This is a genomic window from Desulfosediminicola flagellatus (genome assembly GCF_005116655.2).
Lineage (GTDB): Bacteria > Desulfobacterota > Desulfobulbia > Desulfobulbales > Desulfocapsaceae > Desulfopila > Desulfopila flagellata.
Genome location: NZ_CP050698.1, coordinates 741,804 through 757,361 on the forward strand (window position 1 = coordinate 741,804; position 15,558 = coordinate 757,361).

Sequence of the window (15,558 nt, forward strand, 5' to 3'; positions counted from 1 at the left end):
ATATGATAAATTGATAATCTCATCTACTGTGAGGTCGTCCGAAAATAGACAATTTTTCTCAAATCGAGGAATTTTGACAATAACATGCGGAGACATATTTCTGATATTTCAAGCATTGTTATTGTCTAAATGACGAATAGTTGGGGATAAAGGGCATTCTCGGACAGCCTCCTTGAAAGTTGCTGTATAGTGGAGGTGTGGAAAATTTCACACCTCTACAAAGGATTACGTATGGCCGTGCTTGTCAGAAACCTCATGATTTTTTCCCTCGCAGTCTTCGCAATATTTTTAGGCTGTTTGTTCTACTACCTTGATAGCAAGCTTCCTGTTGGGAGTTATAACCAGTTTACGCAGGATCTGCGTGATGGTTCTGTTAAAGCATTGCACATCACCGGAAGCAGGATTGAGGTGATTCCCGTTATTCGTGACAGGTATCAAACACAGGTGCCTGATCCGCAATCGATTCTCAATCAGTTTGATCTCTCAGAAGTAGAGATCGTTTTTTCAGCGGATTACACGAAATACTATTATCAGGTGGGGATGGTTGTAGGGGTAGTCATTTTTGCCTTTGTTGTATTCATTTCCACATACACCAGACGCTCCAGTGGAGAAGAACAGAAATTTGCCAGTGAACGGTTAATGATGCCAGGAGATGCACTGATGAATGTGCGCTTTAGTGACGTCGCAGGCATACCCGAGGCGCGTGAGGAGCTTGAAGAGGTTGTTACTTTTTTAAAGGAGCCTGGAATCTTTAGAGCCATTGGTGCCACCATTCCACGTGGTATGTTGCTTCAGGGCCCCCCAGGTACAGGTAAAACTCTTCTTGCAAGGGCAATTGCAGGTGAGGCCGGAGTTCCTTTTTACAGTTTCAGTGGTTCAGACTTTGTTGAGATGTTTGTCGGCGTAGGTGCTTCAAGGGTACGGGATCTCTTTTCTGAGGCCAAACAGAATGCGCCATGCATAGTATTTATAGATGAAATAGACGCGGTTGGAACAATTCGGAGTGCCGGAGCAACTGATGGCAATGATGAGCGTGGCCAGACACTTAATGCTTTGCTGGTAGAGATGGATGGTTTCGGTTCAACTGACAGTATTTTAGTTCTTGGGGCGACGAACAGGCCTGATATCCTTGATCCGGCGCTTAGACGGCCAGGGCGGTTTGACAGGCAGATTACTATTCTTCCGCCTGATGTGAAGGGGCGGCTTGATATCTTAAACACTCATACACGTAAAGTGACCTTGTCAGAAGATGTTAATATTGAGGAAGTTGCCCAGATAAGTTCAGGTTTTACAGGGGCGGAACTTGCAAGCCTTGTAAATGAGGCGGCCCTTCTGGCGGCAAGAAAGGGACAGCGTGAGATAGGCCGGAGCCATTTTGATCAGGCCCGTGATCGTATTCTGCTCGGTGTGGAACGAAAGGGTATGGTGCTTACAAATAATGATAAAAAGATTCTTGCGCACCACGAAGCAGGCCATGCTATTGTTGCCAAGATGCTTCCTGAGACCGATCCTATTCACAAGATCACTATCATCCCTCGGGGAACTGCTCTAGGCCAGACTCAGCAATTACAGCTTGGTGATAGATATGCGTACGGTAAACGCTATCTGATGAATCGGATAAGTACGCTTCTCGGTGGACGTGCCGCGGAGAAAATGATCTTTAACGAATTTACCACACAGGCCGAGAGCGACCTTGTTCAGGCAACAGAGATCGCGACTAACATGGTGTGTAGGTGGGGAATGGGTGAATCTCTCGGACCTCAGGCTTACGCTGTAGAAAGCGGCGGTTTTTTGAATGAAGGTGCGAGCCGCCTGACAGTAAGTGATGAAACGGCCCATGAACTGGATCGTGAGATTAAACAGTTGTTGGTGGCATGCTATAATCAGGCTTTGGCGATTCTGGAGAGGGAAAAATACTTTTTGAAAGTGTTGTCAGAAATACTGTTGCAGGTAGAGACGCTTGATAGTGAAGAATTTGAGATCATCTACCAGTGCTCCCTTACCAAAAAAGCACAGAAATATGGTCCGAAAATCGATGAGTCGGAGTGCGCAGTATGCCCTGCTAAAGGCCAGTGTCTGCATAGCTGATAGTTTGAGGGTGACACGCTGCGTGAGGACTTAGGACTGAGAATTACGGACTAAGCGCTGAGGTCTGAGGACCAAGGACTAAGAGGTAAACTACGGTGTATAGCAAGTTGTCAGCAGGATGATATGAACTGGTATTGCAATTATGGCTCATCTGTTTCAGTTTAGTGTACGCCTCACACCGTTCTCCTAACGCTTCACATTTCATAGTTGAGAATTAGGAGTAATTAGAAAAATATTAATTACCTGATTTGTAATACAAAAAATCTTATGAACTCATTACGTAAACTTGTCTGGCTGGCATATATTGTCGTGGGAGTGTTGTTAGCAATAATACTACTCCTGGGAGCAAATCAGTATCTGCTGTCCGGAAGATATTCTCAGATTATTGAACAGAGCGAGCGGGCGATTTTTCAGTTTGCGACAATACGAGAGGAGGTGACGGAATCGCTTATCGATCGACGCTGGGATCGACTGAAAAGTACCGTACCTGAAATTGAAAAACTGAATTCAGAGATCAGCAGATTACAGGAAAATCCACTTATTCCTAACGAGTTGAAACTGGCTATGGTCGAGAAAGTAGATCTTGCCGGAATAATCATCTCTGTGAGGCGCCTGGGGAACGGGACTGAAGATCAGACAGAGAGTAAACGGCTCCAGGAGCAAATGCGTTCCATTGCAGATCATTTACTTCAATATGACAGGATTATTGTCAGTCAGTCACGTGGACGATTGTTGAATTTTCAGTTGGTGATAATTGGCGCTATGGGCCTCATAATAAGCCTTGCGAGTTTTTCCTTAAATAGACTGTATAAAAATACCGTGGTGCCTCTGCTGCAGATTTCAAATCAGTTACAAGCTGACGGGCATCTCACTGAAGATATCCCGTGTGGTCCTGAGGTCTGTCGAGAGGTTGCAGATATCATAGATAAACTCAAAAATATTGAGAGCGGAATATTTACAGGTGACCAGCAATCGGATGGTGGTGGACGAGCTATGGAGTTGTCTCTGATCGCAGAAACGGTCAACGAAACTACGAATCAGCTTAACGGAATTATTAACTACGCCCAGTTACTCGCTGATGAAGAGAACCGTGACCTATCCTCAGAGGAGAGAGAAATCCTGCAGAAAATAATAGATAGCGGGGTGAGTATTGCGGCAAAATGGCAGAAACTCAGCTAGGAGTTTATCCGTAATCTTTACCCTCACTATCGTTATCTGCCTGCTGTTGAACCGAACTCATATTGTTAAGAAGTCCGGTCTACAACTGAATCCACAGGCAAGGATTCGAGATGTACCTGAATTGTTCGTAATCCACCCTCAAAGTCGGCCCGAAGAGCCTTAAGCAGCGCGTCACTCTTGCTATCCTGAAGTTTATCTACCAGCAATTCCTCATCACCTTCCAGAGTAAACTTCAGTGAGATACGTTGTTCTCCGTTTTGCGTAGCCGAAATATGTATCCGGCTTTTCTGGGGGACCGATTCGTATATGCCAATGAGATAGAGATAGATGAGTGCCTCAATAGCAAAAGCGTGGGTTGTTATGTGAAGATTGTCGGGGCTTTCAAGTGATACAGTAACTTGACGTGCAGCGGCCTTTCTTTTGGTGAGAGCTGTCATCAGTTCAAGCGTTTCTTTGATGTCGAGGCGAGAAACAGGAACATCACCACTGTGCGCGAACGTATTTAAATTTTTCATTAAGCGATTGGCGCGATCAACCTGTGCGCAAACTGAAGTCGCCATTTGCTTCACTCTGCCAGAGGGAACCTCGCCGTCTTCACCGGACATCTGGGCCAGATCATCTAAAAAACCGGCACTTTCGTTGATAATTGCCAGCGCATTGCGAATTTCATGCGTGACTATTGCCGAGACTCCGGCAAAGACCTCAAGACAGATTTCATGAATAGAGGATGGTGCGTTCATTTCAGGCCCTTTGTGTGTTATCCACGTAAAACATCAATATCAGATTGAGCTGGAGCTATCATAGGATGGATATGAGGCCCGATGGTTATTTGGCCTCATATGCCGCCTGTACAATTTCGATGAGTCGGCTGAGATCGACCGGTTTCATGATATAGTCGTATGCTCCGAGTTCCATTCCTTCTTTTCCTGCTTCAAACGAGCCATGTCCGGTTAGTATAATTACCTGGAGTTTTGGATACTTCACCCTGAGTCTCGCAAGCACTTCAAGCCCGTCAAGATCAGGCATTTTCAAATCAAGCAACATTACATCCGGCAGGTCTTTTTCCAGAGCTTCAAGGGCCTCCATCCCTGAGGTAACCATGGAAACTTTGAAATTTCTAAGCTCCAGACGTGCAACAAGTGTTGATGCAAATTCCTGTTCGTCATCAGCAATAAGAAGTTTGATCATATCATGGTTATTTTGAGTCATGTGTATTTCCGTGTTGAGGTATTGTTATTGTAAATGCTGTCCCAACTCCAGGCTGGGAGCGGACAGTAATATCTCCACCCAGTTTTTTAATCAACCCATAGGTGATTGACAGTCCGAGCCCGGTACCTTTGCCTAGCTCTTTAGTTGTGTAAAACGGTTCGAAAATATTAGGGAGAACTGCCGGGTCAATGCCAGGACCGTTATCCTGCATAACGACGCGTACATCGCCTGCAACCAGATAGGTGGTAATAGTAATTTCCCCATCTTTACCAATTGCATCAATGGCATTGTTGAGAATGTTAAGGAACGCCTGTTGGAGTTGCAACCTGTCGCTTGTCACATCGGGCATAACTTCCTGCAGTTGCAAGTTCAAGCTGATTCTGTTGTAGACCATGGCGTTCTCAAGGAACTGCAGAACTTCTGTGATGACTTCATTAATCTGCATCTGCTCGGAATGGACATCGTTGCGTCGTGCGAAACCGAGTAAGCGGTGGGTGATAGCTTTGCATCGATCAACACTTTTGTAGATTCCTACCAGGTTATCCTGAATAACTTTCTTATGGTTAAATTCATCTGAAAGTAGCAACAGATCTTCTATCAATCCTGCCTTCTGGCTGATGATGGCCAGTGGATTGTTGATTTCGTGACCCACTCCGGCTGCAAGTCTGCCGATTGAAGCGAGCTTATCGGTATGTTCAGCTTCCTGCAGCATGGCCAATTGCATATCGTCGGTCTTGCGGATCAGTCCTATGATGACTTTCACCAGAGAGTAAACAACAAGTACCCCGGTAAGTATGCAGCCAAAGAGCATTAAATACAGTTTGCCCTTAAAGTCTTTCCAGTCATTTTGATGAATATACTTCTTTTTAATAATAACGAGTGACCACGGTGTATTTTCGATATTGCCAACTGCCTGAAAGATGTTCTCGCCGTCTGCAGATATGTCATGGCGGATGCCTTCTACTATCTCAGAACTGAATTGTGAGAGAGTGGCACCGAATAAGCCGGAAGATGTTTGCAGTTTGCCAGTATTATCCACCAAAAAAACATCATGAGCGGCATTTGTTTTGATTGTATTTATAAGTTGCTGCAAGCTGGTAGCATCGATTGTTGCGCGTAACACCCAAACCTTTCGGGAGGCCGGGTCAATGTTACTCACAGCAACTGCAAAATGGGGGATCTGTCTATATCCTGTATAGACTCTGCTGATATAGACTCCACGTTCAAAAACTTCCTTGAACCATTCTTCCTGTGAGTAGTCGGCACCAGCAAGATCGTATGGGCCGAAGTAGGCCTGTTGGATGCCTGATTGGTCAACTACTCCAAGATCGGCAAAAAAACCGTACTGCCGCTGAATACGAATCAGCAGGTGTTCAAGGTTGTTGCCAGTGATCAGTTCGTTATACCGGCCCCGGTGACCTGCAAACTGGACAACAGATTTCAGACTGTCGACCATATGCTGGATTGACTTGATTGATCCGTCCAGCTGCCACTCAAGTTGTTCACGTTCTGAATTTTGCAACAAATCTTTGTAATAATAATATCCAAGGCCAGCCATCATCAACAGCGGCCCCAGTGCTATGCTGAGCATGGCTGATAAAAGAATGAAGCGGAGTTGTCCGTACTTTCTTCTGGAGGTTGTGAGAGTGATGGCATTTTTGACAGAGCTTGGTATCACTCTGTCAAAGATGGTTAATGGTTTTGTGGTGTTCATAGTTTCATCTCGGCATCTTCGCTACTGAGGAGAATGTCTCCCTGTCGTAATTTACCGGCAAGAGCCTTATCAAGGGCGGTCTGCCAGTCGGCGATGATGCCGTCAAGTACGCAAACCTTTTTCCAGGAGAGGAAGTTGTAGTGCAGCTCTTCAATGCCGCCGCAGACAACGTCTGTAATGTTTTCTTCAACAATCATCTGGCACAGCCCTTCATCGGAGGGACGTTCCATGATAATTGTCCTGGGTTCGCCAATAATTTTTCCCCGCTCAATACGTGCAACAAGCACCTCTGTTGCGAGGTCAAATCGCGGTGCTACATAGCTTCCCTGAATGGGTATCAATAGTTTCTGCATAGAGTGTTTTCTCTCACAACAACCCATATTTTTTCATTTTGCGCCAAAGCTTCATTCTGCCCCATCCAAGCTGTTCTGCGCTCCCTTTCCTGTTTCCGCCATGCCTCTTCAATGCATCAACAATGATTTCCCTTTCGATTTCTCCCCAGCTATCTCCGTTCCCTTTTCGCGTGACCTGTTCCGGTTCGCGGGAGGGCTGTATCACGGGAGGAGTGTAATCAGGTTCCTGTTCTTCTTCCCAATCGGCAACATCGTGCTTTTCCATGATATACGGTGGAAGCTGTTGCTCACTGATTTTTTTACGTTTACATATGTTGGCTGCATATTCGACAATATTGCTCAGTTCCCGAATGTTACCGGGGTAGTTATAGTCGAGGAGAATTTGCATCGCTGCAGGGGTGAAGCCGACGATGGTCCTACCAAGTGCCCGAGTGAACTTCTCGAGAAAATGGTCGAGCAGATAGCGCATATCGCTCTCGCGCTCCCGTAAAGGCGGCAGGTGAACGTGCAGCACATTGAGCCTGTAAAAGAGATCTTCCCTGAACTGGTTCTTTTTTACCTGTGTACGCAGAGGGCGGTGGGTGGCTGCAATGATTCGCACGTCAACATCAATAGACTGTTCACCGCCAACTGGAATAAATCGTCGATCATCAAGTACAGAGAGCAGTTTTACCTGCAGGGGCATGGGCATATCGCCTATCTCTGTGAGAAAAAGCGTACCGCGATCAGCGAGACTGAACATGCCTTTTTTGTTTCGCGAGGCACCGGTAAAGGCTCCTTTGACATGACCGAAGAGTTCAGATTCCAGTAGGTCGAGTGGTAGCGCCCCGCAATTTATTTTGATAAAAGGGAAGCGCGCCCGTTCGGATTCCCTGTGGATAATTTCAGCTACTTTATCTTTGCCGGTACCGGTTTCGCCGGTGATCAGCACGGAGGCATCGGTGTGCGCCATAAGCGGAATCATGTCGAACACTTTTTGCATTTTCGGGCTGTAGCCGATAAGTTCCTCAGATGTGAAATCCCGTATGCTGCTTTTGGTTTCATTGCTGCGGGCAGAGATATCTTCGGCAATTACCAGCAGACCGCGACTATCCTCATTCCCTGCAATCAGTGACATGTTGTAAATAATTGGGATTTTCCTGCGATAGCAATTCAGGATGTCACCTGTCACTGAAAGTGCTTCACCAGACTTGAGTACCTGGGCATAGTTCTGCCCTCGTGTGTTGCCGGTATTGCTCCGGACAACAAGTTCACCATGGATACCTCTTACCTTGTCGACAGGGTAGCCGGTCATTGCTTCCATCAATCGGTTCATGGCAACGATTCGGAACATGTTGTCCAGGATCATGGCTGGGGAAGGAATGCCCTCCAGCATTGTCAGTCCATCAGGTATAAATGGTTTTCTCATAGTTCCACTGTTGATTTAGCATGAATACTTATGAATACTTGCCATGTTTTTCACCCTTCACATTCGTGAAATACTCAGGTTAAGGCCAGTTGTAATCACGGGCCGAACTGATTGGCTACTGAGTCCGCTACCAGGATTTACTCTTAAGAATTTTCTCTATCTCTTCTTTTGACTGCTTTTGTAAAACCAGTATCCGTTTCTGTTTGGCATCCTTGATTTTTTCCATCAGTTCCTGAATATCCACCGGTTTCTCTATAAAATCCTCGGCACCCAGCTTCATAGCCTCTATTCCGGCTTGAATAGTGCCGTGACCTGTGAGCATAATAATCTCGGCGTCAGGATGCCCAAGCTTGATTCGTTTCAATGTCTCGAGTCCGTCAATGCCGGGCATTGACATATCGAGAATGATGACGTCAAAGTCCTTTTTTTCGACGATATCTACAGCATCTTCACCGCAGGTCGCTTTGCTCACCGTAAGGTTACGAGCCTCAAGGCGTTGGGCCAGAACTGCCAGGAAATCTTCTTCGTCATCAACCAGCAGTACTCGTGTATTCAATCCATTTTCCATAAGATAACCTCGTTTAAAACCAGAGTGTTAATTATCCTCAGATACTTCACTGACTTTCTTGTAAGCAGCTTTGATGGTTGCCGATAACTCTTCAATATCCACAGGCTTATTCATGTACGCGAATGCACCCAGTTCCATGCATTCAAGCATGTCTTGACTTGACCCATGACCGGTGAGGATGATAACCTCAACTTCCGGTGCTACCCTCTTGGTTTGACGAAGAACTTCAACTCCGTGCAATCCGGGCATTTTGAGGTCAAGTACCATGACATCAGGACGATCTTCCTCTATAACGCTCAGGGCCTGCTCGCCGTTAAAAACACCATAAGTACCAACATCTCTACTGATAAGGCGCTCTGAGACGGTCTGCACAAAATCCTTTTCATCATCAACAAAGAGCACTTTCGAAGGTAGGTCGAAATTTTGCTGTCTGTAGATTGAGTCGTTATAGTCTTTACTCTTTTTAACATCTACCCCAGTTACACCATCGACCTGGCTGACGATAGAGGTTAAACCTGACACCAGTTTATCGAAATTTAGTACACTTTTTTGCACTTTTAAAACAATTTCTCCAGTATGGGCGCTCACCGCAATTTTATGACCGGCGAGCAGTAACGATGACTCTACCATGGTCTCAAGTTTCATATCCTGTACAGCCTGCTGAGACTGTGCGGTTCGCAATATAGAGATTTTGTGAAAATACTGGAAAACAATATCCACAAGATCATCGTCGGATTTCAGTTCTACAGGTACGACCAGGTCGTAGAGAGAGCTGTCATACGCTTCTTTTTTATAGAGAAAATCTGTAAGGCCATACGCCTTCACATCGTCTGATCGCACTGCCTTTTTAGCCTCTTTTTCAGTTAGACCAGTCGTAATGGCTGCAGCAATCCGTGTTTGCCTGGTGCCAACCAGAAGTACCTTAAGTACATGAGAAACCTCCTGAGATATAAGTGCGGTCATAAAGCCATAGAACATATATCGATCAGGTTGTTCGAGTTTTTCTGCGAGCACCGACCTGAGGTGATTCAACATTTTCTCTTTTTCAAGAGTAAACTGATTGAAAACAGACGTCTTGCCGTGCATGGCCTGCTGCAACTTCTCTATACTGGTGCCGTATTTTTGCGAAGTTTCAGCAAGCAGATCGCTGTCTTCATACAGTTTAATGTCAAGAGCCTTTGCGAGCGCATTGGCCACGGTGTGTGCCGGGGTGAATGTACATGGGAAAATTGCAATTGATGACATATGGAACCTCATGAAATTTAAGTTAGGGTGTAAATGTTGCCTCAGTGAACTCCCTCTTGTTGCCTCTGTGAGCTCTCTTTTCCTATTGCATTTCTCATGCCATGTTGCAAATGTAGTGATTTGTTACTGTATAGCAACTACCTACATGTAATTGTGTGGATAGGTTGTAGTAATGTATCAATAAGTAACATTGTCTCGAAAAGATTCTAAATATAACGTTTTGCTGCGTATATTCAGGTTTTTTATTGATTGAATGAACGTTAGCGGATTGGTTCATCTTGTTTCTGTTCTCTTTAAAATATGCTGTCAAATCAATACGTAGGCTATTTCTCACCTTTGCCGCTTCAAAGCATACACAGTGCTTTTTCTACAATCACATTCGCTTAAAGGGGATGTGAGCGCCTCTTTCTATATATATCTGGCCAAAGTTCTGCATGAACGAAAAGTAACAAAATGTAACGAAATAATACGATACGGCACGAATTGTATTTGTTTGAAGTTGTGGGCGCATTTATGGCTGGTGGTCGTTGAGAATGGAGCGAATTGAGTTAACATAGTAATTGTAAACGGTTTTATTCGTGTTTGTTCTAACTGGCATGCCGGTTGCTATAGAAGTTGTCAATCTGAAACATCCTTATTCGGAGTTCAGTGAATTTGAAACTACGCAGGTTCGCCTGCTCAAAATTCTATATCAACGGTGAACGAATGACTGAACATGCTACAGCCCGGGTGTTACTGGTGGATGATGAAGAAGGTTTTTTGCACAGCCTTTCTGGACGATTGAAGGTGCGCGGTTTACGAGTGAATACCTCACTATGCGGAGAAGACGCTCTCAATAAACTCGAAGAGCAGGAGTTCGATGCAATTGTTGTCGATCTCTTTATGCCGGGAATGGACGGAATCGAGACGCTGAAAAGAATAAAAGAGAGCCATCCCGGAGCAGAGGTCATCATGCTTACAGGACATGGTTCGATAAAATCAGGGATAGCCACAATGAAAGAGGGTGCCTGTGATTTTCTCGAAAAACCAGTCGAAATCAGCTTGCTGTTGGAAAAGATCGAAGAGGCCAGGAGCAGACGCATGTTGACCCTGCGGAAAAGGTCACAGGACAAACTGCAAAAGATACTGAAAAGCCATAGCTGGTAATCGCAGCATTTTACGACAGGTAACAGGGAGCGCTCTCTTGAATATCGAGATTTCAGTAGTTTGCCAAACAGTGGTTCAAGTGTCGGACTTCCAACATATCACTGCATACTCGCCGCTAAGCGACCCCAGCGCTTGGCATGATGCTGAACAATGGCAAAAAACTGTTACGCGTGATCGAAGACAACGTGAAGCGGGGGGTTGTACGCATAGAGGGCATCTTCAGAGTTCTCGCCAGCTGCACTCCTCCGTTCAGCACAACGAATAGACTTTATACTGAAGGAAAATCATCATGAGTGAATTAACTGTACAGCAACCAGACGTCGAGAAACACTCGCTCGACCTGAAGCGCATATTTTTTATGTGCATGGGACTTGGCCTTTTCGCGCTGATTTACTGGTGTCCACCTTTGCCGGATGCTGTTGATCCGCTTGGTAAACATTTTGAGCTAACCAGAGAAGCAAAAGGAGCGTTAGCGATTTTTGCGTTGGCAGCAACCTGGTGGGTATTTGAAGTTGTGCCTATAGGTGTAACCAGTCTTGCCATTGGTACCATGCAGGCGCTCTTCCTTATACGAACTCCCAGCGCAGCTTTTAAAGATTTTATGGATCCGTCTGTTCTCTTTATTTTCGGTTCCATCGTGATCGGTATGGTTTTTACCAAGACCGGCCTGACTAAGCGACTGGCTTATAAGATGCTGGCAATTGTCGGCGAGAAAACTTCCATGATTTATCTGGGCTGCTTTGTGATGACAGCACTGCTCACCCACCTTATGGCACACACTGCAGTGGCAGCAACAATGTTCCCTTTGTTGATGACCATTCACGCACTCTATTCCGATAGTGAAAATCCTACCAGATTTGGCAAAGGGTTGTTTATCGGTATGGCATATGTGGCTGGTGCGGGAAGTATTATTACTCTGCTTGGAGCAGCCCGTGGTGCGGTAGCTCTTGGGTTCTACAAAGACATCATGGATGTGGACATCAGTTTCTTTGAGTTGACCTGGTATATGTTCCCGATCGGCTGGTTAATGGTCTTCCTGCTCTGGGGTTTTACCATGCTCTTTTTTCGTCCGGAAAAGAGCAGTATAGAAGGTCTGCAGGAGCGCTCAAAGCGCATGTATAAGGAGCTTGGTCGCTGGAGTCGTAATGAGATAGCTACCGTTGTTCTGGTGCTGGCCACTATTTTGCTGATCGCTTTGAAAAATTTCATCCCGGCTCTCGGGGCCCTGGACAAGACCGGCATCATGCTGTGTTCAACAATCGGGTTCTTTATGTTGAACATTCTTGACCTCAATGATCTTGAGGAGATACCATGGAATATAATCCTGCTCTTTGCCGGAGCCATGTCAATCGGTTTCTGTCTCTGGGAGACCGGTGCCGCCAAGTGGCTGGCAGTTAACTGGTTGTTGTTGTTTCAGGACGCACCCGGGATTGTCTTTATTCTGGGAATGGCATTTTTCGTTATGATGATGACCAACTTTATCATGAATGTGGCGGCGATCGCCATCTCCCTGCCGGTGGCACTGGTTATTGCACCATACCTCGGGGTGACCGGTGAAGTTATCCTCTTTTCCTCGCTTGTTGTGGCCGGTATGCCGTTTCTGCTGCTGGTTGGTGCTGCACCGAACGCCATTGCCTACAACTCAAAACAATTTACGACCGGAGAGTTTGTTAAATACGGAATTCCCGCATCTGTCCTGCTGATGTTAGTTACCTGGCTTGCGGTGGCTGTGATCTGGCCTATGATGGGAATGACTACAATGATTCCGGTTACCTAGTTGATACCTTTACCAGCAGCAGCCATATCATGTGGCTGCTGCACTAACAGTACATTTAAAAACACAGGAGTATCGTAATGCAGAGATTTGGCATCGTTTGCCTGGCATTTCTGACCGCCCTTTTGGGGTTTGGCGGAGCGGCGTATGCAGCGTCATCAGGCGGAGTCTTAGAGACCCTTGATCTGACCAGTCACTGGGTCGGATATGTTGGAATCATAACGTTTGTAGTCGCATATGCTTTTGTAATGCTTGAAGAAGTCACGCACATGCGCAAATCAAAACCGGTTCTGCTGGCTGCAGGTATTATCTGGGGTCTGATCGGGCTGATTTACTCTATGAATGGTATCGATCACGCTGCAGAAATAGCGATCAGGCACAATATTCTTGAATATGCCGAGCTGTTTCTCTTTCTGCTGGTAGCGATGACGTTTATCAACGCCATGGAAGAGCGTATGATCTTTGAAGTGTTGAGGGTCAAGCTTGTTAATGCCGGGTACTCATATAGAAAATTGTTCTGGATCACAGGCCTGCTTGCCTTCTTTATCTCCCCGGTGGCGGATAACCTGACCACCGCGCTGCTGATGTGTGCAGTGGTAATGGCAATCGGTAAAGAAGACGCAAAGTTTGTCAGTCTGGCCTGTATCAATATTGTAGTCGCTGCTAATGCAGGTGGTGCTTTCAGTCCTTTTGGCGATATCACTACGCTTATGGTATGGCAGAAAGGCATTATACAGTTTCAGGAATTTCTTGTTCTTTTCATTCCTTCAGTTGTCAACTGGCTTGTTCCTGCAGCTATCATGCATTTCGCGATACGCAAAGCCCAGCCCGACGCGTCTGTGGAGAATATTCAGCTTAAGCGCGGTTCGTTTATTATCATCGGTCTTTTTCTCTGGACCATTGCAACGGCAGTCAGCTTCCATAACTTCCTTAAGCTGCCGCCTATGGTCGGCATGATGGCGGGCCTCTCGCTCCTGAAGATTTTTGGCTTTTATCTGAACAAGACCCATAAGAGAAATGCAGCTACCTATGATCCCCAAAAGGCAGAGGAGCGCATTGGGCAGATTGTACCCTTTGATGTGTTCACCAAGGTTGCACGGGCCGAGTGGGATACTCTGCTCTTTTTCTACGGTATCATTCTTTGTGTCGGCGGCCTTGGTTTCATGGGATATCTGGGGCTTGTATCACAGTTGATGTACCTTGATCTCGGTCCCACAGTTGCCAATATCATGGTGGGCTTCCTCTCCGCGATTGTAGATAATATTCCGGTGATGTTTGCGGTGCTTACCATGATGCCGGATATGTCGCATGGTCAATGGCTGCTCGTAACGCTTACTGCAGGTGTCGGTGGCTCCATGCTCTCTATCGGTTCTGCGGCAGGTGTTGCATTGATGGGCCAGGCACGTGGGAAATACACTTTCCTTGGCCATCTGAAGTGGACACCGGTTATCGCTCTTGGTTATGCAGCAAGTATTATAGCTCATTTTATCGTTAATGGATCGCTGATGTAAATGATCGAATACGCATAGCAGTTTGAAAAGTACAACTCATAGAAGAAACACACCTCCCTCCCGGTGGGGAGGAGAGCCACCCCCTGGACCTGTCCCCCAGGAAAACTCTCCTCTCTGCCGGGTTTTTACCTTAAACGTCTGTTAACGCAGAACTGACACCTGTGGAGATTAGTATATGTTACGAATAGCTTTATTTCTGATCACAAACCTGGCAATCCTGATCCTGCTCGGAATTGTGATGAGCCTCTTTGGTATAGATTCACGTTCTACCACCGGTCTGCTGCTGCTGGCCGCGGCATTTGGTATGGGTGGTTCGTTGATTTCACTTGCAATCTCAAAGTGGATCGCCAAAAAAACCACAGGAGCCAGGGTGATTACAAACCCATCAACTCCTGCAGAAAAATGGTTGTATGACACAGTTAGTAGGCTTGCTCAAGAGGCCGAAATCGGTATGCCGGAAGTGGCGATCTACGAATCTCCGGATATGAATGCCTTTGCAACCGGTATGAAAAAGAATGATGCTCTTGTTGCTGTATCGACTGGGTTACTTGAAAATATGTCAAAAGATGAGATTGAAGCGGTACTCGCCCATGAAATCACCCATGTGGCATGCGGTGATATGGTGACGCTTTCGCTCATTCAAGGTGTTCTCAATACCTTTGTGATCTTCATTGCCAGGCTTGTTGCTAATGCTATTAACACATTTTTGAGTGATGAAGAGGGCGAGGGGCTCGGCTTTTTCGGTTATATGGCTGTGACTATAGTGCTGGAACTCTTCCTCGGTCTGTTCGCTTCCATGATCGTTATGTGGTTTTCCAGGAAACGTGAATTTGTCGCAGATAAAGGCGCAGCCTACCTGATAGGAAAAGATAAGATGATTGCAGCCTTGCAGCGGCTTCAGACCAGTCAGCTGCCATCAAGCCTGCCTGACCAGGTTTCGGCCTTCGGAATCCGGCCGAAAGAGGGCGGACTTGCAATGCTTATGAAAAGTCACCCAAGTTTAGAAGATCGTATTGCCGCTTTGCAAAAGCTGTAAGTTTATGTTGATGCACTCATCTATTCACGACAAGCAGATTATAGTCGGTCACAGGGGTGATTCTTGAAAGCACATTTAGTGGGGCTTTATTCGTTATGTGACGCATAGAATTCATCAACGATTAATGATACGAACAGGTTCATGAGTAGGAGCCTGTTCGTATCTGTTATTTGCTAAAGTAGCATTCATATGAGGAAGCAAGTGATAAACGAAGGATTGTACTTGAATGACTTGATGCTAAATGCCTTGGAGGACATGAAAAAACAATAACTAATTATTTGCTAACTCAATTCTAATCCGTGTCATATACGATTGCTGACTAATCAA

Annotated in this window: 13 protein-coding genes; 6 read left to right on the forward strand and 7 right to left on the reverse strand. The window is 45.9% G+C overall.

Annotated elements, in window-relative coordinates; all coding sequences use genetic code 11:
- The first annotated feature begins 231 nt into the window (after positions 1-231).
- Both ftsH and FCL46_RS03175 read left to right on the forward strand, forming a co-directional pair.
- Complete coding sequence (ftsH, locus tag FCL46_RS03170) at positions 232-2,088, forward strand: ATP-dependent zinc metalloprotease FtsH (protein ID WP_136810256.1); 1,857 nt, start codon at positions 232-234, stop codon at positions 2,086-2,088.
- Between the two features lie 267 nt (positions 2,089-2,355).
- Positions 2,356-3,267, forward strand: a complete 912-nt coding sequence (locus FCL46_RS03175; RefSeq protein ID WP_136810257.1) for a hypothetical protein — start codon at positions 2,356-2,358, stop codon at positions 3,265-3,267.
- Positions 3,268-3,332: 65 nt separating this feature from the next.
- Here FCL46_RS03175 and FCL46_RS03180 read toward each other — a convergent pair whose 3' ends face one another.
- The 7 genes from FCL46_RS03180 to FCL46_RS03210 all read right to left on the reverse strand — a co-directional run bounded on the left by FCL46_RS03180 (position 3,333) and on the right by FCL46_RS03210 (position 9,764).
- Entirely contained in the window at positions 3,333-4,007 is a 675-nt protein-coding gene (locus FCL46_RS03180; RefSeq protein ID WP_136810258.1) for a sensor histidine kinase, read from the reverse strand.
- Positions 4,008-4,092: 85 nt separating this feature from the next.
- The gene (locus FCL46_RS03185) at positions 4,093-4,476 is read right to left on the reverse strand and encodes a response regulator (protein ID WP_217909556.1); all 384 of its coding nucleotides are present in this window, start codon (positions 4,474-4,476) and stop codon (positions 4,093-4,095) included.
- Positions 4,463-6,190 carry a sensor histidine kinase gene (locus FCL46_RS03190; RefSeq protein WP_136810259.1) on the reverse strand — a complete coding sequence of 576 codons (1,728 nt, stop codon included), beginning with the start codon at positions 6,188-6,190 and terminating at the stop codon, positions 4,463-4,465. Before FCL46_RS03190 ends, FCL46_RS03185 begins: the two co-directional genes overlap by 14 nt.
- Positions 6,187-6,543 (reverse strand): NifB/NifX family molybdenum-iron cluster-binding protein, encoded by a 357-nt coding sequence (locus FCL46_RS03195; protein ID WP_136810260.1) that lies wholly within the window; start codon positions 6,541-6,543, stop codon positions 6,187-6,189. Before FCL46_RS03195 ends, FCL46_RS03190 begins: the two co-directional genes overlap by 4 nt.
- A 13-nt stretch (positions 6,544-6,556) precedes the next feature.
- Positions 6,557-7,951 carry a sigma-54 interaction domain-containing protein gene (locus FCL46_RS03200; protein ID WP_136810261.1) on the reverse strand — a complete coding sequence of 465 codons (1,395 nt, stop codon included), beginning with the start codon at positions 7,949-7,951 and terminating at the stop codon, positions 6,557-6,559.
- A gap of 127 nt (positions 7,952-8,078) precedes the next feature.
- Entirely contained in the window at positions 8,079-8,519 is a 441-nt protein-coding gene (locus FCL46_RS03205) for a response regulator (RefSeq protein ID WP_136810262.1), read from the reverse strand.
- Positions 8,520-8,546: 27 nt separating this feature from the next.
- The gene (locus FCL46_RS03210; RefSeq protein WP_167506067.1) at positions 8,547-9,764 is read right to left on the reverse strand and encodes a response regulator; all 1,218 of its coding nucleotides are present in this window, start codon (positions 9,762-9,764) and stop codon (positions 8,547-8,549) included.
- A 705-nt stretch (positions 9,765-10,469) separates the two neighbouring features.
- Here FCL46_RS03210 and FCL46_RS03215 point away from each other — a divergent pair.
- From FCL46_RS03215 to htpX, 4 genes are all read left to right on the forward strand, one after another.
- Positions 10,470-10,910, forward strand: a complete 441-nt coding sequence (locus tag FCL46_RS03215) for a response regulator (RefSeq protein WP_136810264.1) — start codon at positions 10,470-10,472, stop codon at positions 10,908-10,910.
- A 289-nt stretch (positions 10,911-11,199) separates the two neighbouring features.
- A complete protein-coding gene (locus FCL46_RS03220) occupies positions 11,200-12,687 on the forward strand; it encodes an SLC13 family permease (protein WP_136810265.1) in 1,488 nt (495 codons plus the stop codon).
- 77 nt (positions 12,688-12,764) lie between these two features.
- Positions 12,765-14,195, forward strand: coding sequence for a sodium:proton antiporter NhaD (gene nhaD / locus FCL46_RS03225; protein ID WP_136810266.1), 1,431 nt, complete (start codon positions 12,765-12,767; stop codon positions 14,193-14,195).
- Positions 14,196-14,370: 175 nt separating this feature from the next.
- Positions 14,371-15,231, forward strand: coding sequence for a protease HtpX (gene htpX, locus FCL46_RS03230; RefSeq protein ID WP_136810267.1), 861 nt, complete (start codon positions 14,371-14,373; stop codon positions 15,229-15,231).
- The last annotated feature ends 327 nt before the right edge of the window (positions 15,232-15,558 follow it).